Annotated in this window: 23 protein-coding genes; 7 read left to right on the forward strand and 16 right to left on the reverse strand. The window is 75.3% G+C overall.

Features of this window, described 5'->3' with window-relative positions; genetic code table 11:
• The first annotated feature begins 65 nt into the window (after window positions 1–65).
• Complete coding sequence (locus ACYVQV_RS00280; RefSeq protein WP_461021255.1) at window positions 66–1,196, forward strand: baeRF2 domain-containing protein; 1,131 nt, start codon at window positions 66–68, stop codon at window positions 1,194–1,196.
• A 7-nt stretch (window positions 1,197–1,203) separates the two neighbouring features.
• Complete coding sequence (locus ACYVQV_RS00285; protein ID WP_461021256.1) at window positions 1,204–2,082, forward strand: DUF72 domain-containing protein; 879 nt, start codon at window positions 1,204–1,206, stop codon at window positions 2,080–2,082.
• Here the strand turns inward: ACYVQV_RS00285 and ACYVQV_RS00290 are convergent.
• From ACYVQV_RS00290 to ACYVQV_RS00315, 6 genes are read right to left on the reverse strand one after another with little or no spacing between them, the layout of a single operon-like run.
• Window positions 2,067–2,681 (reverse strand): flavodoxin family protein, encoded by a 615-nt coding sequence (locus tag ACYVQV_RS00290; RefSeq protein WP_461021257.1) that lies wholly within the window; start codon window positions 2,679–2,681, stop codon window positions 2,067–2,069. The genes ACYVQV_RS00285 and ACYVQV_RS00290 overlap by 16 nt on opposite strands.
• A 51-nt stretch (window positions 2,682–2,732) precedes the next feature.
• Window positions 2,733–4,058 (reverse strand): MFS transporter, encoded by a 1,326-nt coding sequence (locus tag ACYVQV_RS00295; protein WP_461021258.1) that lies wholly within the window; start codon window positions 4,056–4,058, stop codon window positions 2,733–2,735.
• A gap of 47 nt (window positions 4,059–4,105) precedes the next feature.
• Window positions 4,106–5,209, reverse strand: a complete 1,104-nt coding sequence (locus ACYVQV_RS00300; RefSeq protein WP_461021259.1) for an ABC transporter ATP-binding protein — start codon at window positions 5,207–5,209, stop codon at window positions 4,106–4,108.
• The gene (locus ACYVQV_RS00305; RefSeq protein WP_461021260.1) at window positions 5,202–6,077 is read right to left on the reverse strand and encodes an ABC transporter permease; all 876 of its coding nucleotides are present in this window, start codon (window positions 6,075–6,077) and stop codon (window positions 5,202–5,204) included. The genes ACYVQV_RS00300 and ACYVQV_RS00305 overlap by 8 nt, the downstream gene beginning before the upstream one ends.
• Window positions 6,055–6,852 carry a molybdate ABC transporter substrate-binding protein gene (modA, locus tag ACYVQV_RS00310; RefSeq protein WP_461021261.1) on the reverse strand — a complete coding sequence of 266 codons (798 nt, stop codon included), beginning with the start codon at window positions 6,850–6,852 and terminating at the stop codon, window positions 6,055–6,057. Before modA ends, ACYVQV_RS00305 begins: the two co-directional genes overlap by 23 nt.
• The gene (locus ACYVQV_RS00315) at window positions 6,849–7,262 is read right to left on the reverse strand and encodes a TOBE domain-containing protein (protein WP_461021262.1); all 414 of its coding nucleotides are present in this window, start codon (window positions 7,260–7,262) and stop codon (window positions 6,849–6,851) included. The genes modA and ACYVQV_RS00315 overlap by 4 nt, the downstream gene beginning before the upstream one ends.
• Window positions 7,263–7,388: 126 nt before the next feature.
• On the opposite strand from ACYVQV_RS00315, the gene mgrA reads away from it, so the two are divergent.
• Window positions 7,389–8,417, forward strand: a complete 1,029-nt coding sequence (mgrA, locus tag ACYVQV_RS00320; protein WP_461021263.1) for an L-glyceraldehyde 3-phosphate reductase — start codon at window positions 7,389–7,391, stop codon at window positions 8,415–8,417.
• A 10-nt stretch (window positions 8,418–8,427) separates the two neighbouring features.
• Here mgrA and ACYVQV_RS00325 read toward each other — a convergent pair whose 3' ends face one another.
• The 4 genes from ACYVQV_RS00325 to ACYVQV_RS00340 all read right to left on the reverse strand — a co-directional run bounded on the left by ACYVQV_RS00325 (window position 8,428) and on the right by ACYVQV_RS00340 (window position 14,116).
• Window positions 8,428–10,590, reverse strand: coding sequence for a RecQ family ATP-dependent DNA helicase (locus tag ACYVQV_RS00325; RefSeq protein ID WP_461021264.1), 2,163 nt, complete (start codon window positions 10,588–10,590; stop codon window positions 8,428–8,430).
• Between the two features lie 79 nt (window positions 10,591–10,669).
• Window positions 10,670–11,605 (reverse strand): carbohydrate ABC transporter permease, encoded by a 936-nt coding sequence (locus tag ACYVQV_RS00330; protein WP_461021265.1) that lies wholly within the window; start codon window positions 11,603–11,605, stop codon window positions 10,670–10,672.
• Window positions 11,602–12,591, reverse strand: coding sequence for a carbohydrate ABC transporter permease (locus ACYVQV_RS00335; protein ID WP_461021266.1), 990 nt, complete (start codon window positions 12,589–12,591; stop codon window positions 11,602–11,604). Before ACYVQV_RS00335 ends, ACYVQV_RS00330 begins: the two co-directional genes overlap by 4 nt.
• A gap of 154 nt (window positions 12,592–12,745) precedes the next feature.
• Window positions 12,746–14,116: an ABC transporter substrate-binding protein gene (locus ACYVQV_RS00340; RefSeq protein ID WP_461021267.1), complete on the reverse strand. Its 1,371-nt coding sequence runs from the start codon at window positions 14,114–14,116 to the stop codon at window positions 12,746–12,748.
• 347 nt (window positions 14,117–14,463) lie between these two features.
• Here ACYVQV_RS00340 and ACYVQV_RS00345 point away from each other — a divergent pair, with 347 nt between their 5' ends.
• From ACYVQV_RS00345 to ACYVQV_RS00355, 3 genes are all read left to right on the forward strand, one after another.
• Window positions 14,464–14,586, forward strand: coding sequence for a hypothetical protein (locus ACYVQV_RS00345; protein WP_461021268.1), 123 nt, complete (start codon window positions 14,464–14,466; stop codon window positions 14,584–14,586).
• A gap of 146 nt (window positions 14,587–14,732) precedes the next feature.
• On the forward strand, window positions 14,733–15,770 hold the full coding sequence (locus ACYVQV_RS00350) for a zinc-dependent alcohol dehydrogenase family protein (RefSeq protein WP_461021269.1): 1,038 nt from the start codon (window positions 14,733–14,735) through the stop codon (window positions 15,768–15,770).
• Between the two features lie 42 nt (window positions 15,771–15,812).
• Entirely contained in the window at window positions 15,813–17,537 is a 1,725-nt protein-coding gene (locus ACYVQV_RS00355; RefSeq protein ID WP_461021270.1) for a DUF885 domain-containing protein, read from the forward strand.
• 77 nt (window positions 17,538–17,614) lie between these two features.
• Here the strand turns inward: ACYVQV_RS00355 and ACYVQV_RS00360 are convergent, their stop codons facing one another.
• From ACYVQV_RS00360 to ACYVQV_RS00385, 6 genes are all read right to left on the reverse strand, one after another.
• Window positions 17,615–18,430, reverse strand: coding sequence for a DUF1206 domain-containing protein (locus tag ACYVQV_RS00360; protein ID WP_461021271.1), 816 nt, complete (start codon window positions 18,428–18,430; stop codon window positions 17,615–17,617).
• A 73-nt stretch (window positions 18,431–18,503) separates the two neighbouring features.
• Window positions 18,504–19,352 carry a spermidine synthase gene (locus ACYVQV_RS00365; protein ID WP_461021272.1) on the reverse strand — a complete coding sequence of 283 codons (849 nt, stop codon included), beginning with the start codon at window positions 19,350–19,352 and terminating at the stop codon, window positions 18,504–18,506.
• The gene (locus ACYVQV_RS00370; RefSeq protein WP_461021273.1) at window positions 19,349–20,383 is read right to left on the reverse strand and encodes a 1-acyl-sn-glycerol-3-phosphate acyltransferase; all 1,035 of its coding nucleotides are present in this window, start codon (window positions 20,381–20,383) and stop codon (window positions 19,349–19,351) included. Before ACYVQV_RS00370 ends, ACYVQV_RS00365 begins: the two co-directional genes overlap by 4 nt.
• A 40-nt stretch (window positions 20,384–20,423) precedes the next feature.
• A complete protein-coding gene (locus ACYVQV_RS00375; protein ID WP_461021274.1) occupies window positions 20,424–21,299 on the reverse strand; it encodes a patatin-like phospholipase family protein in 876 nt (291 codons plus the stop codon).
• A gap of 68 nt (window positions 21,300–21,367) precedes the next feature.
• Entirely contained in the window at window positions 21,368–21,781 is a 414-nt protein-coding gene (arfB, locus tag ACYVQV_RS00380) for an alternative ribosome rescue aminoacyl-tRNA hydrolase ArfB (RefSeq protein ID WP_461021492.1), read from the reverse strand.
• Between the two features lie 62 nt (window positions 21,782–21,843).
• Window positions 21,844–22,515 (reverse strand): hypothetical protein, encoded by a 672-nt coding sequence (locus ACYVQV_RS00385; RefSeq protein ID WP_461021275.1) that lies wholly within the window; start codon window positions 22,513–22,515, stop codon window positions 21,844–21,846.
• A 133-nt stretch (window positions 22,516–22,648) separates the two neighbouring features.
• Between ACYVQV_RS00385 and ald the strand changes: the two genes are divergently transcribed.
• Window positions 22,649–23,764, forward strand: a complete 1,116-nt coding sequence (gene ald, locus ACYVQV_RS00390; RefSeq protein ID WP_461021276.1) for an alanine dehydrogenase — start codon at window positions 22,649–22,651, stop codon at window positions 23,762–23,764.
• Window positions 23,765–23,815 lie beyond the last annotated feature (51 nt).

The raw sequence follows: 23,815 nt of genomic DNA on the forward strand, positions 1-23,815 counted from the left end.
ACCGCCGCGGCGCCCACGGCGCGCGGCCGACCAGCCCACCCGCCGACCCGTTCGGAGGACGCCTGATGAACCTCACGTGGCTCCAGCCCGCCGTCACCGGCAAGGGCCCCTTCACCACCGTCCACCTCGACGTCACCCGCACCGGGGCGACGTCGCCGCACGACATCGAGGTGCGCTGGCAGGGGGTCCGCGACGAGCTCGCCTCCGGCGGTGTGCCCAAGGAGCTGCTGGACGACGTCGCGAGGATCGTGCTGGAACCCACCGGCCGGGCCGGTGAGCACGGCCGCAGCGTCGTCGCCGGGCCCGACGGCGTCGTCCTCGACCGCGTGCTGTCCCGTGCCCCGCTGCGCACGAGCTGCCACCACGGGCTCGTCGCCCACCTGATGCCGCTGGTCCGGGCCATGGACGGCGCGGTCCGGTACGTCCTCGTCGAGGTCGACCGCGCCGGCGCCGACGTCCACGTCGTCGACCCGCTGGCCGACACCCGCGAGGACCACTCGGTCGAGGGGGGCCACGACGTGCTGCACCCGGTGCCGGGCGGCGGCATGTCCCACCGCCGTTTCCGCAGCCGCGTCCACGACTCGTGGGAGCGCAACGCCGAGGCCGTCGCCAAGGACGTCGACAAGGTCGTCGCCGAGCACCAGCCGGAGGTCGTCCTGGTCAGCGGGGACCCGAAGGCCCTCGCGGAGCTGACCGGCCGCCTCGGCCAGCCCGCCCGCGAGCGCCTGTCCGTCGTCGACGGCGGCGGCCGCTCCGAGGGCGTGGACGACGCCGCCTTCGCCCATCGGGTCGCCGACTCGCTCCGCAAGCACCGGCAGGTGCGCATGGGCGACGCCGTCGCCCGCTACGAGCAGGCCGCCGGCCAGGACTCCGGGGCAGCGGCCGGCCTGGCGGCCACGGTGGAGGCGCTGCGCGCCGGTGCCGTGGAGGTCCTGCTGCTGCACGACGACCCCAGCTCCACGCTCACCCTGTGGGCGGGGGAGGACCCCCTGCACCTCGGCACCAGCCGGGAGGACGTCCAGGCCCTCGGCGCCGAGCGCGTCGAGGAGGACCGTGCCGACGCGGTCCTGCTGCGCGCCCTCGTCGCCCAGCACGGCGACGTCGAGCTCGTCGACACACCTGACGTGCTGCCCGGTGGCGTCGGCGCGGTGCTGCGCTTCGACGTGCGCCCCGCCGTGCCGGGTGCCGGCGCCTGACGAGGGCGTGACCGACGGGCGAACCGGTCCCGCGGGCACCCGGCCGCAGGTGCGGGTCGGCACCTCCGGCTGGGTGTACGCGGGCTGGCGGGGGGACTTCTACCCCAGGGGGCTGGTGCAGCGCCGCGAGCTGGAGCACCTGGCCACCCGGATGCGCACGGTCGAGCTGAACGGGTCGTTCTACTCCCTGCAGCGCCCCGAGCGGTACCGGGCGTGGGCGGCGGCGACCCCCGAGGACTTCGTCTTCGCCGTCAAGGGCGGCCGGTTCATCACCCACCTGAAGAAGCTCGTCGGGGTCGACACGGCGCTGGCCAACTTCCTCGCCTCGGGCGTCCTGGCCCTGGGGCACCGGCTCGGTCCGCTGCTGTGGCAGCTGCCGGAGCGGCTGGCCTACGACCGGTCCCGGCTCGAGCCGTTCCTGGACCTGCTGCCCCGCAGCACCACCGAGGCCGCGGCCCTCGCCGCCCGCCACGACGAGAAGGTCGAGGGCCGGGCCTGGACGACCACCGACGCCGACCGGCCCCTGCGGCACGCGCTGGAGGTCCGGCACCGCTCCTTCCTCGACCCCGAGCCGTTGGCGCTGCTGCGCGCGCACGGCGTCGCGCTCGTCGTCGCCGACACGGCGGGCCGCTGGCCGTTCGCCGACGAGCGCACCGCGGACTTCGCCTACGCCAGGCTGCACGGCGACACCGAGCTCTACACCAGCGGCTACTCGCCGCAGGCGCTCGAGCAGTGGGCCGAGCGGGTCCGCCGGTGGGCCGACGACGGCCGCGACGTCTACGTCTACCTCGACAACGACGCCAAGGGCTTCGCCCCCCACGACGCCGTGGCGCTGGCCGACCTGCTGGGCGCGGGACCCAGGCAGCCCGCTCAGGCCGGCGGGTAGGGGGAGGCCCTGAGCAGCCGGGCCAGGTGCGCGGCGTTCGTCGCCAGCGTCCGGGTCGTCGTGGCCGTCATCTCCGGGACCTCGTCGAGGTCCTGGTAGTCGGTCGAGCCCATCGCCTCGCCGACCCAGTACGTGCCGCCGCCCGCGGGGATCGTGAACCCGACGTCGTCCAGCGCCTGGAACAGCTCGGCGTGCACGTGGTGCGCGCCGTCCTCGTTGCCGACGACCGCGACGACCGCCACCTTGCCCTGGGTGAGCATCCGCCCCTCGTCGTCCCGCTCGCTGATCTCGGCGTCGAGCCGCTCCAGGACGCGCTGGGCGACGCTGGAGGGGTGCCCGAGCCAGATCGGGGTGGCCAGGACGAGGACGTCGGCCTCGAGCACCTTGGCGCGGATCTGCGGCCACGCGTCGCCGTCGCCCATGTCGGTCTTCACGCCGGGCCGCACGTCGTGGTCGACCACGCGCACCACCTCGCCGGTGACGTCGTGCTCGGCCAGGGCGTCCAGCACGTGCCGGGCCATCAGGTCGCTGGACGACCGGTCGGGGGAGGGGGTCAGCGTGCAGACCAGGGCGAGGGCGCGCAGCGTCGTCTCGGGCATCCGCCCACTGTGCCCCGGCGGGCAGGACCCCACCACCGGACGGGCCGCCAGCTAGCTGCCGGGACGGCGGTGCGCGCGCCGGCGCGCGATCGCCTCCCGGATCGGCGGGACGACGACCCCGGCGGCGGCCATCCGCCGGCGCACCTTGCGCCGGGCGACGACCACGCCGGTCACGCCGACGGCCCACATGAGGAACTGCACCGACATGGCCACGCGGAAGTCGTCGAGGTCGTAGCCGGGCGCGCCGCCGGTGCGCAGGTCCAGGACGAGCCCGACGAGGAAGATCGTGACGAGGGAGGCGACGAACCCGCCCACGTTGACGATGCCGGTCGCCGTGCCGAGCCGGTTGGGCGGGTTGAACGTCCGCGCGAAGTCGAACCCGATCATGGACCCCGGCCCGGACGTCGCCAGCGCCAGGACGAGCAGCGCCAGCAGCCACACCGGCGCGGGACCGGGCCAGGCGAGCACCGCCGTCCACACGGCGGCGTTCACCCCCACGACGCCGAGCACCAGCCACGACCGGCGCAGCGGGTGGCGGGACACGAGCACCCCGAGCACCGGGCCGACGACGATCCCCGCCCCGACCAGCAGGCTCAGCACGAGGCTGGCCTGACCCGCGCTCAGGCCCTGCCCGGACACCAGGAACGGGTACCCCCACAGCAGCGCGAACACGGTGCCGGAGAACTGGGTGGTGAAGTGCGTCCACATCCCCAGCCGGGTCCCCGGGTGCAGCCAGGCGCTGCGCACGTCGGCAACGACCGAGGAGATGGGGGCGGGCGGCCCGGACAGCGACCCGGTGTCGGGGGTGTCCCGCAGCAGGGCACCCGCGAGGACGCCGACGAGCACGCCGAGCGCCGCGGCGGCGCTGAACGCGGCGGTCCAGCCCTCGAGCTGCAGGATCGCCACCAGCGGCACCGCGGACAGGATCTGCCCGAGCTGGCCGGTCAGCCCGGTGACCTGGGTGAGCACGGGGACGCGGCGGGCGGGGAACCACGCGGGGACGAGCCGCAGCACGGCCACGAACGTCATCGCGTCGCCGGTGCCGACCAGGACGCGGGCGGCCATCGCGGCGGGCACGGTCTCGGCGAGCGCCAGGAGCAGCTGCCCGACGGCCATCGTGAACGCGCCGACGGTCACCAGGGCGCGGGACCCGAACCGGTCGAGCAGCACGCCGATCGGGATCTGCATCGCGGCGTAGACGAGCAGCTGCAGGACGGCGAAGGACGCGACGACGCTGGCCCCCGCGTCGAACCGGTCGGCCGCGGCGATCCCGGCGACACCGAGGGAGGTGCGGTGCAGGACGGCGACGACGTACGCGGCGATGCCGACGCCCCACACGAGGTAGGCGCGTCGCCTCGGGGCGGGCGCGTCGGTCACGCCAGCGATCCTCCCAGCGGCCGGCCGCCGGCGCGCTCCCGACGCGCTCAGGCGGGGTAGGTGCGGACCTCGGTGGCCTTGACCGCGGCCCACACCCGCCGGCCGGGGACGAGGTCCAGCTCGGCCACGGCGGACGCCGTGACGTCGGCCAGGACGGGCGGCTCACCGGTGAGGGCGACGCGGACCGTCCCGCCGTGGCGCTCGACGGACTCCACGGCCACCGGCCACGTGTTGCGCGGGGACCCGTCGGGCCGGGTCCGGTGCAGCGCGACGGCGGCCGGCGGGTAGGCGACCAGGACGTCACCGTCCGGTGCCCCGGGGACCGGGATCCCGGTGAGCCGACCACCGCCGGCGAGGTCGACGACCCCGCCGCGCGAGCGTCCCCGGTGCAGGTTGAGCCCGACAAGCTCGGCGACGTAGTCGGTGCGGGGGTGCGCCGCGACGTGGGCGGGGGTCCCGTCCTGGACCACCTGCCCGTCCTCGAGCACGACGATCCGGTCGGCGAGGACCATCGCGTCCAGCGGGTCGTGCGTCACCAGGACGGTGCACCCGGCGTACCCGGCCAGGTGGGTGCGCAGCTCGCTGCGCACCCGGGTGCGGGTCCCGGCGTCCAGGGCGGCGAGCGGCTCGTCCAGGAGCAGCAGGTCGGGGCCGGTGACGAGCGCCCGGGCGAGCGCGACCCGCTGGGCCTGGCCGCCGGACAGGTCGCGGGGACGGCGCCGCGCGAGGTCGCCGACGCCCACCCGCTCCAACCAGCCGGACGCCGCACGTCGCGCCGCCGCGCGCGGGACGCCGCCGGCCCGCAGCCCGAAGGCGACGTTCTCCAGCACGTCGAGGTGCTGGAACAGCAGCCCGTCCTGGAAGACGACCCCGGTGCGCCGCCGTTCCGGCGGGACCAGCACGCCCCGCCCGGGGTCGTCGAGGACCCGCCCGCCCCACCGGACGAGGCCCGCGTCCACCGGCTGCAGGCCGGCGAGGACCCGCAGCGTGGTGGTCTTGCCCGCCCCGTTGGGCCCGAGCAGCGCGACGACCTCACCGGGCCGGACGTCCAGCCGCAGGTCGAGGCGGAACCGTCCGCGAGCGACGACGACGTCCGCCCTCAGCCCGTCGGGGCCCGTGGGCACCGGCACGGCACCGCGCCGCTCACGCACCGCCGCCCCCGGTCAGCCAGCGCCCGCGCAGCGCCGTCAGCACGAGCACGGCGACCACGAGCAGGACCAGGGCCAGGGCGACGGCGGCGTCCGGGTCGGTCTCCAGGGCGAGATAGACCTCCAGCGGCATGGTGCGGGTCGTGCCGGGGAAGCTGCCGGCGAAGGTGATCGTGGCCCCGAACTCGCCGAGCGCGCGGGCGAAGCACAGCACGGACCCGGCGACCACGCCCGGCGCGACGGCGGGCAGCGTCACCCGGCGCGCGACCGTCCACCGCGACGCCCCCAGCGTGCGCGCCGCCTCCTCGTAGCGCCGGTCCACCGACCGCAGCGCCCCCTCCACGGAGACCACGAGGAACGGCAGGGCCACGAACGTCTCGGCGAGGACGACCGCTGTCGTGGTGAACGGGATCGTGACGCCGAACCAGGCGTCGAGGTGCTGGCCGAGCACGCCCCGCCGGCCCAGCAGCAGCAGCAGCGCGAGCCCGCCGACGACGGGGGGCAGGACCAGGGGCACGGTGACGAGCGCCCGCACCAGCGGGGCGACGCGCGAGGTGGACCGTGCGAGCGCCCAGGCCAGGGGCACACCGAGGACGAGGCACAGCCCCGTCGCCGTCGTCGCCGTCAGCAGCGACAGCCGCAGCGCCTGCCGCACGACGGGAGCGGCCAGCAGGTCCGGCAGTCCCGCCCACGGCGTGCGCAGCAGCAGGGCGCCGAGCGGCAGCACCAGCAGCGCCAGGCCGACCGCGGCCGGGGCCAGCAGCGCACGGGGGACCCCGCCGCCGGGGACCCTCCGGGCCGGCGCCGCACGGTCCTTCGCGCGGTGCCCGGCACGGCCAGGGGCACGGTCAGGGGACGCGGAAGCCTGCACGGGTCAGGACCTCCCGCCCTGCTGGGGACAGCAACCCCTCGACGACGGCGGCGGCGCCGGCACGGTTCGGCGCGTCGGCCAGGACGGCGGCGGGGTAGCGGGTCGTCCCCTTCCCGGCCACGGCCACGGGCAGGTCGACGGTCTCCACCGTCCCTGCGGAGGCGACGACGTCGGTGCGGTAGACCAGCCCGGCGTCCACCTCGCCCAGGCGCAGCCGGGTCAGGACGGCGCGCACGTCGCTCTCCAGGGTGTCGGGACGGGCGACCACCCCCGCCGCGTCGAGCACCGCGCGGCCCGCGGCTCCGCAGGGCACCTGCTCGGCGCACAGGGCGACGTCCAGCTCCTCGCGCGCCAGGTCGGCCGGGCCGCCGACACCGGCCGGGTTGCCCGCGGGCACGGCGAGGACGACCTCGTTCTCGGCGATCACCACCGGCTTCCCGGCGACGGCGCCCGCCTCGACGGCCGGCGCCATCGCGGCCTCGCTGGCGGTGACGAGCACGTCCGCCGGTGCTCCGGCCAGCACCTGCTGGACCAGCTCGGCGCTGCCGGCGTAGGACGTGACCACCGTCAGGCCCGGGTGCTCGGCCTGCACGTCGTCCGCCACCCGGGTGACCGCGTCGGTCAACGAGGCCGCCGCGAGCACGGTGACGGTGCCCGCGGCGTCCGAGGGGCTCTCGTTCGCGGCGCCGTCTCCGGCGCCACCCGCGCCGGCGCAGGCCGCGGTCAGCCCGAGGACCAGGACGACGGCGTGGACCCGCGCGCGAGCGCGGCTCACCGGTCAGCGTCCAGCTCGACGACGACGTTGGTGGCCTTCACGCTGGCCACCGCCACGGTCCCCACCTGCAGGTCCAGCTCGTCGGCGGCCTCGCGGCTCATCAGGGACACCACCCGGTACGGCCCGGCCTGCAGCTCGACCTGCGCCATCACCGTGTCCCGGGTGACGGCCGTGACGACACCGCGCAGCCGGTTGCGTGCCGAGGCCCGACCTGCGCGGGCGTCGTCGTGCGCGGCCTGCCGTGCGCGCTCCTGCGCCAGGGCCGCGAGGTCGGCCCCGTCGACCGTCGCCGGGCCGTGCCCGTCCCGATGGGCCGCCAGCCGGCCCTGGTCGACCCACCGGCGCACCGTGTCGTCGCTGACCCCGAGCAGACCCGCCGCGTCGCTGATCCGCAGCCTCGACGTCGTCATACCGGGACGCTACCGCAGGTACGGAGATGAGCCGGGCCGGTCACCCGCATCCGCGGACGGTTTCCGTCGCAGCGCAGAGGGCCGGTCGGCGGGCACGCGCCCGGGGCGGGCGGCAGGATGACGACCATGACGTACACCGCGAGCGAGGACCGCTACGAGCAGCTGCCCTACCGCCGGTGCGGGGACAGCGGCCTGGACCTGCCCGTGGTCTCCCTGGGGTTGTGGCACAACTTCGGCGGGGACCGGCCGCTGGAGACCCAGCGGGAGATCGTGCGCCGCGCGTTCGACCTCGGGGTGACGCACTTCGACCTGGCGAACAACTACGGCCCGCCGTACGGCGGCGCGGAGGAGAACTTCGGCACCCTGCTGCGGCAGGACCTCGCGCCGTACCGGGACGAGCTCGTCATCTCGACGAAGGCCGGCTACGACATGTGGCCCGGGCCGTACGGCCAGGGCGGCGGGTCGCGCAAGTACCTGCTGGCCAGCCTGGACCAGTCCCTGCGCCGGATGGGCCTGGAGTACGTGGACGTCTTCTACAGCCACCGGTTCGACCCCACCACCCCGCTCGAGGAGACGATGGGGGCCCTCGACACCGCCGTCCGCTCGGGCCGGGCGCTGTACGCGGGGATCTCCTCCTACGGGCCGGAGCGCACCCGTGAGGCCGCGCGGATCCTGCGCGACCTGGGCACGCCCCTGCTGATCCACCAGCCGTCGTACTCGATGCTCAACCGCTGGATCGAGGAGGAGCTGCTCGACGTGCTGGAGGAGACCGGCACGGGCTGCATCGCGTTCTCGCCGCTGGCGCAGGGGATGCTCACCGACAAGTACCTGGACGGCGTGCCCGAGGGCTCGCGGGCCTCCCGCGACTCCTCGCTGTCGCCGGAGCTGCTGACACCGCAGGCCCTCGACCACGTGCGCGCGCTGAACGCGATGGCGTCCGAGCGCGGGCAGTCCCTGGCGCAGATGGCGCTCGCCTGGGCGCTGCGCGACCCGCGCGTCACGTCCGTCCTCGTCGGGGCGAGCAGCGTCCGCCAGCTCGAGGACAACCTGGCCTGCACCCGCGACCTGGAGTTCAGCGACGCCGAGCTGGCCGCGATCGACGCCCACGCCGTGGAGGCGGGCGTCAACCTGTGGGCACCGTCGCACCAGGCCTGAGCCCGGCCGGTCAGCCCGCCACCGCCAGCGCCAGCGGGAGGACGGCGTCCGCCCCGGCGAGACGCAGCGCGCGTCCCGCGACCGTCACCGTCCACCGCGAGTCGACGACGTCGTCGACGAGCAGCACCGGGCCGCGCAGGCCGTCCAGCGCCTGCCGCTGCTCGTCGGTGACGTCGAGCCGCTCCCACAGGTTGGCGAGCCGGAAGGCGCTGTTACCGCCCGGCGAGCCCGTGGGCCCGCCGTGCACCGCCGCCATCGGGCCCAGGTGCCGCAGCCGGCCCAGCTCGGCGAGCCGCTCGGCCAGGGAGGACACCAGCAGCGGACGACGCCGGGACGGGACGCTCGCCACGGCGACCGGCCGCTGCTGCCAGCCCCAGGTCGCGAGGACCTGCACGCACGCGCGCACGACGTCCTCGGGCACGGCCCGGTCGGGGGCCTGCTCGCCGAGCAGCTCGCGCAGCCGCTGCCCCCACCCCAGGTCGGTCAGCCGGGCCAGGGCACGACCGGGGGACACCTGCTCGTCGGCCGGGATCCGCCCGCGCACGGGCACACCCAGCCGGTCCGCGCCGGTCGGCCACTGGGCCCGCGGCGCGACCTCGACGCCCGCCCGGCGCAGCCGGTCGCCGGCGCTGCTCACGGCGTCCTCGGGGACCGCGGTCGGGTACCAGGGGCCGGCGCAGACGTCGCAGCGTCCGCACGGCTCGGCGGTCGGGTCGTCGAGCGCCTCCTGGAGGAAGGCCATCCGGCACGTGGTCCCGCGCTGGTACTCGCGCATGGCGTCCTGCTCGTGGCGGCGCGCCGCGTCCACGCGCGCGTAGCGCTCCGCGTCGTACTCCCACGGACGGCCGGTGACCCGCCAGCCCCCACCGACCCGCTCGACCGCCCCGTCGACGGCGAGGACCTTCAGGAGCAGCTCGAGGCGGGTGCGCCGGACGTCCGCGACGGTCTCCAGCGCCGCGGTGGACAGCGGCTTGGCGCTGCGGCCGAGCGCGTCCAGGACCGCCTCGGCCGCGTCCTCCCGCGGCATGGACGCGGTGGCGAAGTACCGCCAGATCTCGGCGTCCTCGCGGCCGGGGAGCAGCAGCACGTCGGCGCGGTCGACGGCGCGTCCGGCGCGTCCGACCTGCTGGTAGTAGGACACCGGCGAGGACGGCGCGCCCAGGTGGACGACGAAGCCCAGGTCCGGCTTGTCGAAGCCCATCCCCAGCGCGGACGTCGCGACCAGGGCCTTGACCTCGTTGCGTCGCAGCGCGTCCTCGGCGTCCCGGCGCTCGGCGTCGTCGGTGCGCCCGGTGTAGGCGCGCACCTCGTGCCCCGCCTCGCGCAGGACCGCGGCGGCGTCCTCGGCAGCGCTGACCGTCAGCGCGTAGACGATGCCGCTCCCGGGCAGGGCGGGAAGGTGCGCGGCGAGCCAGGCGATCCGCTGGGTGGCGTCGGGCAGGTCCAGGACGCCGAGCCGCAGCGAGTCGCGCGCCAGCGGCCCGCGCACCGTGGTGACGGGGACCCCGCCGGCGCCGAGCTGCTCCTCGACGTCGTGGACGACCCGGCTGTTCGCGGTGGCGGTGGTGGCCAGCACCGGGGTGCCGCCGGGCAGCGTGGTCAGCAGGTCGCGGATGCGCCGGTAGTCGGGGCGGAAGTCGTGGCCCCAGTCGGACACGCAGTGCGCCTCGTCGACGACGAGCAGCCCGCACCGCTCGACGAGGGTGGGCAGCAGCTCGTCCGCGAACCGCGGGTTGGTCAGCCGCTCGGGGGAGACGAGGAGCACGTCGACCTCGTCCGCGAGCACGGCCGCGGTGACGTCGGCCCACTCGGTCGGGTTGGACGAGCTCATCTCCACCGCGCGCACACCGGCCCGCTGGGCGGCTGCGATCTGGTCGCGCATCAGCGCCAGCAGCGGGGAGACGAGCAGCGTCGGACCGCCCCCCTGGCGGCGGCGCAGGGCCGTCGCCACGAAGTAGACCGCTGACTTGCCCCAGCCGGTGCGCTGCACGACCAGGACGCGGGCCCGGTCGGCGACCAGGGCGCGCACGGCCTCCCACTGGCCGTCGCGGAAGGCCGGTGACGGCCCGCCGGCCGGGGCGGCGACGAGCTCGGCGAGCACGCGCTGGGCCTCGGGCAGGAGCTCGTCGTCAGCCGGGGTCGCGGTCGCGGGCACGGGCGTCGGTGTCGTCACCCGGGTGACGGTACGTGGCGGGCCCGACGGTCGCCGAGGCGACCGCCGGGCCCGGGGGGCGCTCCGCGGTGGCGGCGGATCAGCCCTTGACCCCGCCCGCGAGCAGGCCGCGGACGAAGTACTTCTGCAGGGCCAGGAAGACGACGAGCGGGACGACCATCGCGATGAACGCCCCGGCGGACAGCAGGTGCCACTCCGACCCGCGCGTCCCGGACAGCTCGGCGAGCCGGACCGTGAGGGGAGCCACCTCCTGCGCCCCGCCGGCGAACGTCAGGGCCACCAGCAGGTCGTTCCAGACCCAGAGGAACTGGAAGATCGCGAAGGCGGCGATGGCCGGCACGAGGAGCGGCATCAGCACCTGGAAGAAGATCTTGACGTGCCCGGCGCCGTCGACCCGCGCCGCCTCGACCAGCGAGCGCGGGATGTCCTTCATGAAGTTGTGCAGCAGGAACGTCGCCAGCGGCAGCGCGAAGATCGAGTGCGAGAGCCACACCGTCCAGAACGACCCGGACAGGCCCCAGTCGACGTACGTCTTCAGCAGCGGGATCAGGGTGATCTGGATGGGCACGATCTGCAGGGCGAAGACGGCGACGAAGAGCAGGTCGCGTCCCCGGAAGTCGATCCAGGCGAACGCGTACGCGGCCAGCAGGGCCAGGGTGATCGGGATGACCACCGACGGCAGCGTGATGACGATCGAGTTGACGAAGAACGTGGCGAAGTTCGTCGAGCTGCCGTACAGCGCCTCCTCGTAGTTCGACAGGGTCACCTGCGGGTCGGTGAAGAACGTCCACCACCCGCTGCGCCGGATGTCCAGCTCGGGCCGGAAGGAGGTGACGAGCAGCCCGAACGTCGGGATCGTCCACAGCACGGCGATGACGACGGCCAGCAGCGACGCCCAGGGGGACGTCAGCTTGGTCTTGGCGTCGGCGGCCCGCCGCTCCGCCTTGCTGAGCTTGCGGGCCTGGCCGCGCTCGGCGGTCGTCACCGTCGCCGGGGGAGTGGGGGTGGTGGTCATCGCACGTCCTCCGAGAGCCGCATCTGCCGGATGTTGTAGACGACGATCGGGATGACCAGGACGAAGAGCAGCACCGCCAGCGACGCCCCGAGGCCGAAGTTGAACTGCCGGAAGCCCTGCACGTAGAACTCGTTGGCGACGACGCTGGTCTGGAAGTTGCCGCCGGTCATGGTGCGGACGATGTCGAACACCTTGAGCGTCGTGATCGCGATCGTCGTCAGCACCACGACCATGGCCGGGCGGATGCTCGGGACGGTGACGTACCAGAACATCCGCACGCCCCCGACGCCGTCGAGCCGCGCCGCCTCGATGATGTCGTCCGGGATCGCCTTGATGGCGGCCGACAGCACCGTCATCGCGAAGCCCGCCTGGATCCAGATCATCACCACGATGAGGAACACGGTGTTCCACGGGGCGCTGATGATGAACTGGTACGGCTCCAGGCCGAGCCAGACGAGGACCTGGTTGGCCAGCCCGATCTGGTTCACGCCCGGCTGGTCGGGCTTGAACTCGTAGATGAACTTCCAGATGATCCCGGCGCCCACCATCGAGATCGACATGGGGAGGAAGACCAGCCCCTTGGCGAGGGCCTCGAACCGGGTGCGGTCGACGAGCACCGCGTACAGCAGGCCGATGCCTGTCGCGACGACCGGCACCAGCAGCACCCAGATCGCGGTGTTGCGCAGGACGATCTGGAACTCGTCCTGGGTGAAGACCTGCACGTAGTTGTCGAACCCGATGAAGTTCTCGCCCGTGCGGTCGAGGAAGGACTCCCGCGCCGTCCGCACCGCGGGGTACACCAGGCCGAAGGCCAGCATCGCCAGCGCCGGGCCGATGAAGGCCAGCACGACGACCCACTGCGGGACCCGCTTGGGGCGGTCCACGGCCAGCAGGATCGCGCCCATCACGACCACGAAGAGCATGATCGCGAACCCCATGACGAGGAACTTCTCGCCGGTGGTGCTCGCGTCCCTGAGCCAGTCCATCCGTCCTCCTCCGTCAGCCTGCCGACCCCCGCGAGGTCGGCGCCCCCCGGGCAGGGGCGTGCCGTGCGGGCGGCGGTGCCGGGAGCACCCCCGTGAGGGCGTGCTCCCGGCACCGCGGGTGGTCCCTCAGGACCGGTGCCTCGTCATGCCGGCGTCAGGACGCCGGCCAGGACGACTCGATGCTGTCGAGGACCGCCTGGTCATCCTTGTCGTTGGCGATCCAGTTGGTCATCTCGGTCCAGAAGCTCCCGGCACCCACAGCACCCGGCATCAGGTCGGAGGCGTCGAAGCGGAAGACCGACGTCTCGTCCTGGAGGATCTCCGCGGACAGCTGGTCGATCGGGGACTCCAGGTTCTCCGGGTCGAGACCGGTGTTGGCGCTCACCCAGCCGGGTCCGGTGACCCGGGCCTTCTCGTTGGCCCAGTCGGGCGAGGCCAGGTACTGCTGGAAGGCCTGCACCTCGGGCCGGTCGGAGAAGGCGGCCACGAACTCGCCGCCACCGAGCACCGGGCGCTCGTCACCCTCGATCGGCGGCAGGTAGAAGGCGAAGACGTCGCCGTCCTCGGCCACGGTCACGCCCTCCGGCCAGTTCGCCTGGTAGAAGGACGCCTGGCGGTGCATCCAGCAGGCCCCGTCGATGATCGGGATGCCGCCCTCCTGGAACTCGGTGGAGGCGATGGACTGCACCCCGCCCAGGCCGCCGTTGACGTAGTCCTCGTTCTTGAGGATGTCCCCGACCGTGGCGAGGGCCTCCGCGACCTGCGGGTCGTTGAACGGGATCTCGTGGTTCAGCCACTGGTCGTACGCCTCCGGACCGGCGGTGCGGAGCATGACGTCCTCGAGCCAGTCGGTGGCGGGCCAGCCGGTGGCGTCACCGGAGCCGATGCCGGCGCACCACGGCTTGCCGCCGTCCGCGACGATCTGGTCGGAGATCTCGATCATCTCGTCCCAGGTCTGCGGGATCTCGTAGCCGGCCTCCTCGAACATGGCGGGCGAGTACCAGACGAACGACTTGACGTTCGCGCCGAGCGGCGCGGCGTAGAACGTGCCGTCGACGGTGCCGTAGCCCTTCCACTCCTCGCTGAAGTGCTCGTCGACCATCTGCGTGACGCCCTCGGGCGCGGGCACGACGGCGTCGGTGTCGCGCACCAGCGTCTGCAGCAGGCCCGGCTGGGGGATGTAGGCGATGTCCGGCGCGTTGCCCGACTGGATCTTCACGACCAGCTGCGCCTCGAACTCCTTGGAGCCCTCGTACTCGACCGTCGCGCCGGTGCACTCCTCGAACGGCTTGTAGGAGTCGATGTGGGGCTGGTCCTCGGGCGCGACGATCGAGGTGTAGACCGAGACGGTCGTGCCGCTCAGGTCGCCGTACTCGTCGAACGCCGAGCAGTCGATGTCGCTACCGCCGCCACCCGCGGCCGCGTCGCCGGAGTCGTCGTCCCCACCGCAGGCGGTGAGGGCGAGGAGCAGCGCAGCGCCGCCGGCGACCGCCGAGGCCGAGCGCTTCCTTCGGGTGAGTCCCATCGTGCGTCCCTCCGTGAACCTCGTGTCGTGGCGGGCGTCGCCCGCCTCGTGCCTGGATGAAAACGCTTACGGCGGGGTCGGGGCAAGGACTTCACGCAACGTGCCGGTAACGATCGCGTCACGCGCCTCGGCCGGCGGGCGCGCGGCGGCCCGGGGGACCACCTCTCACGGGTCGTCACCGCGGTTCGACCGAACGGGTCATCGACAGTGGTGAGGGTCACAGTCGGCGACCCCCGTCTCGGCGGGGGCCACCGCGGCCCGGCACCTAGAATCGGACGGGTACACGGCAGCCCGTCCAGCGCAGGAGCGGGGTCGTGGAGTGACGTTCGAGCTGAGAGGGGACCAGCATGTCGAACCCGACGGGCAGCGAGATCGCGGACGACCGCGAGAGCACGCCCACCCTGTCGACCCTGGCGAACCCGCGCCGGGTGCGGTGGACGAGCCTGCAGCAGTCCGACCGCCAGGAGTGACACCACCGCCCGGAGTGACACGGCGGTAGCACGGCTCCCCAGAGCTCGGACCCCGCAGGGCACCGCCCTGCGGGGTCCACGTGCGTCCGGGCCCGGTCGCCGGGCGCCCGGACGCGGCGCCGCGTCCCGGCTGGCAGGCTGACCGGGTGCGCGCCGTCCTCGTCGAGACCTTCGGGCACCCAGCGCGGGTGGCCGACGTCCCGGACCCCGTCCCGGCCCCGCACGGCGCGGTGGTCGCCGTCCACGCCACCGGCCTGTGCCGCAGCGACTGGCACGCCTGGGCGGGCCACGACGAGGGGGTGACCCTCCCCCTGGTCCCCGGCCACGAGCTGGCCGGGGAGGTGGTCGCCGTCGGGCGCGACGTCGGCCGGTGGCGACCCGGCCAGCGGGTCACGGTCCCGTTCGTGTGCGGGTGCGGGGACTGTCCCGACTGCCGTCGCGGCGACTCGCAGGTGTGCCCGCGCCAGACCCAGCCCGGGTTCACCGGGTGGGGGTCCTTCGCCGAGCTCGTCGCCCTCGACCACGCCGACCACAACCTGGTCGCGCTGCCACCCGCCGTCGGCGACGTGCCGGCCGCGGCACTGGGCTGCCGGGTCGCCACCGCCTTCAGGGCGCTGGTCGACCGGGCCGGCCTGCGCGCGGGGGAGTGGGTCGTCGTCCTCGGCTGCGGCGGGCTGGGCCTGGCCGCCGTGCAGGTGGCCCGCGCCGTCGGTGCCCGCGTCGTGGTAACCGACCCCGGCGGGCCGGCGCGCGAACGGGCCCGCACCCTGGGCGCCGAGCACGTCCTGGACCCCGGGACCGTGGACGTGCCGGACGCCGTCCACGACCTCACCGGCGGCGCGCACGTCGCCGTGGACGCCGTCGGCTCCCACCAGACCAGCCGTGACGGGGTGCTCAGCCTGCGCCGCCGGGGCCGGCACGTGCAGGTCGGGCTCCTGCCCTCCGCCCTCGGACCACCGACGGTGCCGCTCGACCGCGTCATCGCCTGGGAGCTCGACCTGCTGGGCAGCCACGGGATGGCCGCCCGCGACTACCCCCGGCTGCTCGAGCTGGTCGCCAGCGGGACCCTGGACCCCGCCGCCCTGGTCGGCCGGACGGTCGGGCTGGACGAGGCGGCGGCGCTGCTCCCGGCCCTGGGTGAGCGACCCGCCGACGGCGTGGTGGTGCTCGACCCGCGGCGCTGACACCGGCCCGGACCGGGCGCCCGCCGGTGTTTGGATGGGCGCATGACGACACCCGACCCCCGCGGCGGCGACCCCGCCCAGCCTGACGCCGTCCGACCTGACGCCCACCCCGCCACGCCGCGCGCCCTCGCCGACTCCTACGTCCACGAGCTGGCACGGCTCGACCCGAGCGTCTCCACCGCGCTCGGGCTCGACCCGGAGGAGGACGGCCTGCCCGACCTGTCGCCGGCCGGCCTGGACGCGCTGGCCGACCTCGACCGGCGCACCCTGCGCGCCCTGGACGGGCTGGCCGCCGACGGGGACGACGAGCGACGTTGCGCGGCCCTGCTGCGCGAGCGCCTCGGCAGCCGCCTGCAGGTCCACGAGACCGGCGAGGACCTGCGGGCGGTGCGCAACATCTTCTCGCCGGTCCACGCCGTCCGGCAGCTGTTCTCGATGATGCCGACAACCACCGCGGACGAGTGGGACGTCGTGCGCCGCCGGATGGCCCGCGTGCCCACCGCGTACGCGCAGTTCCGCGAGCGGCTCGAGGAGGGGCACCGCCGCGGCCTGCACGCGGCACCGCGCCAGGTCCGGACGGTGGCCGGCCAGCTCGACGAGTGGCTGTCCGGGCCGTCACCGTGGTTCCGCTCCTTCGCCGCCGACGCCCCCACCGGCGGCCCGGACCTGACCTCGCAGGCGCAGGCCGCCGACGAGGCCGTCGCCGACCTGCGCGACTACCTGCGCGGCACCTACCTGACCCGCACCGAGGGCACCCCCGACGCGGTCGGCGCCGAGCGGTACGCCGTCGCCGCGCGCGCCAGCACCGGCGCGGCGATGGGCCCCGACGAGCTGCGGGAGGCGTACGCGTGGGGGTGGGAGCAGTTCCTCGACCTGCGCGAGCAGATGACCGCCGAGGCGCAGCGGGTGCTGCCCGGTGCCGGGCCGGTCAAGGCGATGCGCCACCTGGACACCCACGGCGAGGCGGTCGAGGGCGTCGAGGAGGTCCGGGTCCGCCTGCAGGCGATGATGGACGACGCGATCCGCGACCTGGACGGCACCCACTTCGACCTCGACGACCGGATCCGCGTCGTGGAGGCCCGGATCGCCCCGCCGGGCAGCGCGGCGGCCCCCTACTACACGCGGCCGTCGCTGGACTTCTCCCGCCCGGGCCGCACGTGGCTGCCCACGCTCGGGCAGACCCGGTTCCCGCTGTGGAACCTCGTCAGCACCTGGTACCACGAGGGCGTCCCCGGCCACCACCTCCAGCTCGCCCAGTGGGCGCTGGTCGCCCCGCGGCTGTCGGTGTACCAGACGACGATCGGCTCGGTGTCCGCCACCACCGAGGGCTGGGCGCTGTACGCCGAGCGGCTGATGGACGAGCTGGGGTACCTGTCCGACCCCGGTGCCCGGCTGGGGTACCTCGACGCGCAGATGATGCGCGCCGTCCGCGTCGTCATCGACATCGGGATGCACCTCGGCCTGCCCGTCCCCTCCGGCTCCGACCTCGAACCGGGGGAGCCCTGGACGCCCGAGAGCGCCCGGACCTTCTTCGGCGCGCACAGCGGGCGGGACGCGGCGTTCCTCGACAGCGAGGTCGTGCGCTACCTCGGCTGGCCGGGGCAGGCGATCAGCTACAAGCTCGGTGAGCGGGCCTGGCTGGAGGGCCGCGAACGCGCCCGGTCCGCGGCCGGCGAGGGCTTCGACCTCAAGCGGTGGCACATGGCGGCGCTGTCGCTGGGCTCGCTGGGGCTGGACGACCTGGCCGGTGAGCTCGCCCGCCTGTGACCGCACGGAGACGGGGCGGGGTGACCATGCCGGTCAACCCCGCCCCGTCGTCGGGTCCTGCGGGCAGCCCCCGCTCGTCACATGCGGGCGTACCGGGCCCGCGCGAACGAGTACACCCCGTAGGCGACGAACCCCACGCCCACGGCGACGAGCAGCGCCGTCCCGAAGGGCTGGGCGGCCAGGGTCCTCAGCGCACCGTCCAGACCCCGCGCCTCGCTGGGGTCGGCCTGCCACGCCGCCAGGACGAACAGGAACCCCGTCACGGCCAGCGCCACGCCCTTGGCGCAGTACCCGGCGACACCCAGCCACGTGACGGCGTCGCCCACGGCGCCGGGACCGGTGGTGCGCAGGTCCTCGAGGAACTTCTTCGTCACGCCCTTGTAGACGTGGTAGGCGCCGACGGCGACGATCCCGACCCCGACGAGGCCGACGAGCACCCGACCCGCGGTGCTCTGCATCACCTGGGCCGTGACGTCGCTCGTCCGGCTGCCACCCGAGCCGCCGGAACCGCCGGAGCCGGTGGCGTACGTGACCGTCAGACCCGCCAGCACCAGGTACGTCACGCCCTTGGCCGCGGCCTTGACCCGCTCGGCGGTGCGCTCGTCGGCGGCCACCCGGCGGCCTCCGACGGCAGCCTCGGTGAGCTGGTAGAGGCCCAGGGCGGCCAGCGCCGCCGCGGCCACCCACAGCGCGGCCTGGCCGAACGGCGCGGAGGCCACCTGCTGCAGCGCCCCGCTCTGGTCGGGCGAGCTGCCCGAGGTGCCCAGGGCAACCTGGACGGCGATGACGCCGATGATCAGGTGCAACCCACCGCTGACCGCGTAGCCCACGCGCGCGACCACCTCCAGCGCGTGGCTCTCACCGACCTGCTGTGCCTTCTGGGAGACGTCCACGCCGCAGATCATGGCGCGACCGGCCGTCCGGCGCCCGCCGAGCGCCCGGCCCTCGCTCGGCGGAGGCCGACGGTCACGGGTCGGTGCGCGGCGGGGTGCGGCCCACGAGGCCGTCGACGTCGTCCTCGGCGACGACCCGGGCCGGCACGGCGCCGGCCGCGACCCGGCGGGTCAGCCCCCCGACCGGCAGCGGTGCGTCGGACGCGGCGACGACCGCGTTGGCGTACCGCCGTCCCCGCAGCATCGCCGTCTCGGCGACGACGGCGACGTGCGGCAGGACGTCCCGCACGGCCGCGACCTCGCCGCGCAGCCCCTCCAGCGGGGGGCGGTCGGCGACGTTGGCCAGGTACAGGCCGCCGGGCCGCATCACCCTGGCGACGTCGCGCACGAACTCCACGGTCGTGACGTGCGAGGGTGTGCTGTCGCCGGCGAAGACGTCGCGGACCACGACGTCCGCCGACGCGGCGCGGCGGGCGGCCAGGCGCTCCCGGGCGTCCCCGACCTGGATCCGCAGCGCGGGCGAGCGTGGCAGGTCGAACCACTCCCGCACGAGCCGGGCCAGGGCGGCGTCGACCTCGACGACCACCTGCCGGGACCCCGGGCGGACGGCGTGCACGTACCGGGGGAGCGCGCAGCCGGCCCCGCCCAGGTGCAGGACGTCCAGGGGGTGGTCCGCCGGGGCGTGCAGGTCCAGCGCGTCGGCCATCCAGCGCAGGTACTCGAAGTCGAGCAGCGTCGGGTCGTCCAGGTGGACGCTGGAGCTCGGGACGCCGTTGAGCAGCAGCGTCCACAGCCGCGGGTCCCCGGTGTCGGGGACGAGCTCGACGGTCCCGGTGTCGACCTCGTGCCGGCCCTCGGGTGGCGTGGGCGCCGGCCGCCCACCGGCGGGCCGGCCCGGGCGACGTCCGGCGCGGCCGCTCACGCGGCGCCCCGCCGCGCGAGCTGGTCGGCGACCCAGCCGTCGATGCGGGCCCACCACTCGTACAGCCAGCGGACCTGCTCCTCGCGCCCGGTGGGCACCTGGTCGCCGGGTACGTGGAACCACCGCATGGTGATCGGCACGTCCATCGGCAGCGCCCGCCACACGTCGGCCACCCCGAGGAGGTCCTCCACGCCGCTGTGGGCGACCCACACGACGTCGGCGCCCGGCGCGGCGTCCAGCGCGGCGACGACGCCGCCGGGCCGGGGCGCCAGGACGTGCCGCATCCGCTCGGCCTTCTCGGCCTCGCCGAGCAGCCCCTTCTCGCGCAGCCGGGTGATGGACCGGGCGCGACGCTGCTCGGTGAAGTTGCCCCCCTCGGGGAAGATCACGAACGCGTCGTCGTCGTCCAGGCCCGTCGCGAGCGCCCGGACGTGCTCCTCGGTCCCGACCCGGCCGTCGCGTGCGCCGCCCCCACCGCCGGGGCGGATGAACCGGTTCGGCAGCCGGTTGAGCAGCACGTCGATCGCCGGGTCCCACTGCAGGGTGTCCTTGAGCACGATCCGGGGCTCGCGGTCGTACCAGGACAGCAGGGCGTGCACGAGCAGGAACGAGTCCCCAGGGCCCGCGTGCCGGCTGAACACCAGCAGCGGGCGGCCCGTGGCGGCGGTGGGCTCGGGGCCCTCGACCCGCACGTCGACCTTCAGCACCCGGACGGCCTCGGTGTACAGGACCCGCAGGATCGTCAGGACCAGGTCGTAGTGGGTGCGCTCGAACGCGGGCGTGCGGATCCGCCGTCCGAAGCCCGAGGCCACCCACAGGGCGAACAGCGCGACGAGCGCGGCCGACTCCAGCATCAGGTAGAGCGCGACCATCCACAGCAGCCGCAGCGGCCGCCAGCGTCCGGGGATGAGCGGGGACAGCAGGGCGGCCGCGAGCAGCCACAGGGGGCAGGTGACCAGCAGCAGCGTCGTCAGCAGCAGGACGGCGGGGGCGAGCACGACCCGGCGCACCCACCGCGGGGGCAGCCTCACGACCCCTCCCGCGGCACGGGCCGTCGCCGCAGGGGACGACTCACGAGGGCACCCCCGCCGACTCCAGGTACCGGGCGGAGGCGGCGTGGGCGCGGGCGATGCGCGCGCGCGCCGACCCGGTGTCGCGGTAGCGCAGGTTCGCGATCGGTGCCGGCTCGTCCCCGGACGGCAGGACGTGCACCCGCACGCCCTCGGGCACCGCGGACATGTCGCGGGTGAACCGGTGCCGGCGGGCCACCTCGAAGGCGACGAGAGCCACCTCCCAGGGCCGGCGCGGGGCGGTGAGCTGCCGCTCGATCCGCCCGACCTGCAGGACGAAGACCTCGGTGGCGCCCGAGGCGACCGCCCGGCCCACGGGGACGGAGTTGACCAGCCCACCGTCGAGGTAGTGCTCGCCGTCCACGGCGACCGCGGGGAAGAGCCCGGGCACCGCGCAGGACGCCAGGACGGCGGGCAGCAGCGGACCGGAGTCGAACCAGTGCTCCTCGGCGCGTTCGATGCTGGCCGCGCAGCACTGGAACGGCACTGCCAGGTCCTCGATCCGCGGCTCGCCGAGGTGCTCGGCCAGGACCCGTCGCAGCGGCTCGTTGGAGTGGAACGCCGTCCGGGTGCGCGCGAACGTGCGGACGCGCTCCACCGGCGAGGTGCTCCACACGCCGGACGCCGAGGACGTCCAGACCTCGGTGAGCTGCTGGACCGCGGCCCAGCCGGGGTCCGCCGCCACCACGGCGCCGTTGACGGCGCCGACGCTCGTGCCCACGACGAGGTCCGGCACGACCCCCGCCTCCACCAGGGCGCGCAGCATCCCGACCTCGGCCGACCCGAGCACGCCGCCGCCGCCGAGGACGAACGCCGTGCGCGGGGCGCCGGCGGGCGGGGGACCGGTCGCCGGCCGGCCGGGGGAGGAGGGGGTCACGCCCCGATCGTGCCGCACCGAGCGGCTCGCGGCCCGGTCCGCCCCGGGTCGGCCCCGGTCCGCCCGCGTCAGTCGGTAGGCGGACGGCGCAGGCGCTTGGTCGCGCCCCGGTGCTTCTTGGCGTCCACCCGGCGCCGCTGCGACGCCCGGGTCGGGCGGGTCGGCCGGCGCGACGGGCCGGGCGGCGCCAGCGCGTCGTCCAGCAGCCGGGCCAGCCGGGCCAGCGCCGCCTGCCGGTTGCGCAGCTGGGCCCGGTGCTCGGCGGCGGTGACCGTGAGGACGCCCCCGACCAGACGCCCCGACAGGGCGGCGAGCACCCGGTCCCGCTGGCTGTCGCCGAGCACCCGGGACGCGGCCACGTCCCACGACAGCTCGACCCGCGAGTCCGCGGTGTTCACGCCCTGGCCGCCCGGGCCCGAGGACCGCGAGAAGCGCCACGACAGCTCGGCCGCGGGCACGGTGAGACCACGCGCCAGCACCAGGTCCCGGCCCGGCCCGGCGGCCCGGTCGGCTCCCGGCCGGGGGGTCCGCGCGTGCGGGCCGGTCACGCCGGGTCGCCCGGCCCGGGCCGTCCCGCCCGGGTGGTGCCGGTCCCGCCCAGCCGCATCGGCGGCGGCCGCAGCCCGCAGTCCCGCAGCTCCAGCAGGGCGAGGGAGCGCACCACGGCGGGGTCCCCGGCCCGCCAGGCGGTCACGGGGTCGTCGCTGACGCGGGCAAGCCGGTGCATCGGCTGGTTCGCCATCGCCCGCAGCGCGAACAGGGACAGGTCGGCGTCGGCGTCGATGAACCGCTGCGCCGCGGCGGCCCGGCGGGCGAAGCGGACCCGTCCGGGCACCCACACGAGGACCGCGAGCGCGATCGGGCCCACGGCGAACAGCACGCCCAGCAGCAGCGCCAGGTCCTCCACGACCTCGACCTGCCGCCGCCCCGCGGCGGCGAGGGTGTCGGCGGCCGCCCCGGCCGCGTCGAACGGCTCGACCAGCCGGTCCCCGACCAGGGGGACGCCGGAGGCCCGCTCGCCGGCGTCGCGCAACGCACCGGCCACCCCGTCGGCGCCCTCGTCGATGGCCCGGCCCGGTTCGGCCAGCCGCACCACCGCCTCGTGGACCTGCATCCCGACCCGCACCCAGACCCACACCCACGCGACGAGCAGCACGTCGCCGGTGACCTGCCAGGCCCGCCGGCCGGGGCTCTGGGCGTACGGGGTGAACGGCACGGGGGTCTCCTCGAGGTCGGGCGGGTCCGTTCGCACGGTTCGGTCGCAGGGGTCGGCCGCACAGGCGGGCCGGGCGGCGCGCCGCGTCGCCGGCGACGGCGCCGGGCACGCCACCGACACTATGGTGAGCCGGGTGAGGATCGGCGTACCCCGCGAGGTCAAGAACAACGAGTTCCGCGTCGCCCTGACACCGTCGGGGGTCCACGAGCTCGTCCGGCACGGGCACGAGGTGCTCGTCGAGGCCGGGGCCGGGGAGGGGTCCTCCGTCCGCGACGAGGACTTCCGCGCCGCCGGCGCCGACGTCCTGCGCGGCGCCGAGGACGTGTGGTCGTCCGCCGAGCTCCTGCTCAAGGTCAAGGAGCCGGTGGAGTCGGAGTACCCGCTGCTGCGCGAGGACCTGACCCTGTTCACCTACCTGCACCTCGCGGCCGACCGCCCCCTCACCGAGGCGCTGTGCGAGCGGCGCGTCACCGCCCTGGCCTACGAGACCGTCGAGCTCGCCGACGGGTCGCTGCCCCTGCTCGCGCCGATGAGCGAGGTCGCGGGGCGACTCGCCCCCCAGGTGGGCGCGCACACCCTGATGGCGGCGCAGGGCGGGCGCGGGGTCCTGATGGGCGGCGTCCCGGGCGTCTACGGGGCGAAGGTCGTCGTCATCGGCGCGGGCGTCGCCGGCACCAGCGCCGCGGCCATCGCCCTCGGCATGCAGGCGGAGGTCCTGCTGCTCGACAAGAACGTCGCCCGCCTGCGCCAGGTCGACGCCATCTACCAGGGGCACTGCCAGACGGTGGCCTCCAACACCTACGAGGTCGAGCGTGCCGTCCTGGACGCCGACATGGTGATCGGCGCGGTGCTGGTCCCGGGCGCTCGCGCCCCCGAGCTGGTGTCCAACGAGCTGGTCTCCCGGATGAAGCCGGGCAGCGTCCTCGTCGACATCTCCATCGACCAGGGCGGGTGCTTCGCCGACTCCCGGCCCACCACGCACGCCGACCCCACCTACCCCGTGCACGACAGCCTGTTCTACTGCGTGGCGAACATGCCGGGCGCCGTCCCGCACACCTCCACGTACGCGCTGACCAACGTGACCCTGCCGTACGTGCTCGAGGTCGCCGACCACGGCTGGGCCGAGGCCGCACGGCGCGACCACGCGCTGGCCCGCGGGCTGAACACCCACGCCGGGACCGTCACCTACCAGCCCGTCGCGCACGCGCACGACCTGCCGGGGACGCCCCTGGACGAGGTGCTCCGCTGACCGCTCGCACCGCCACCTCCACGACCCCCCGGTCCACGACCGGGGCCGGGC

The organism is Thalassiella azotivora, from assembly GCF_054781695.1.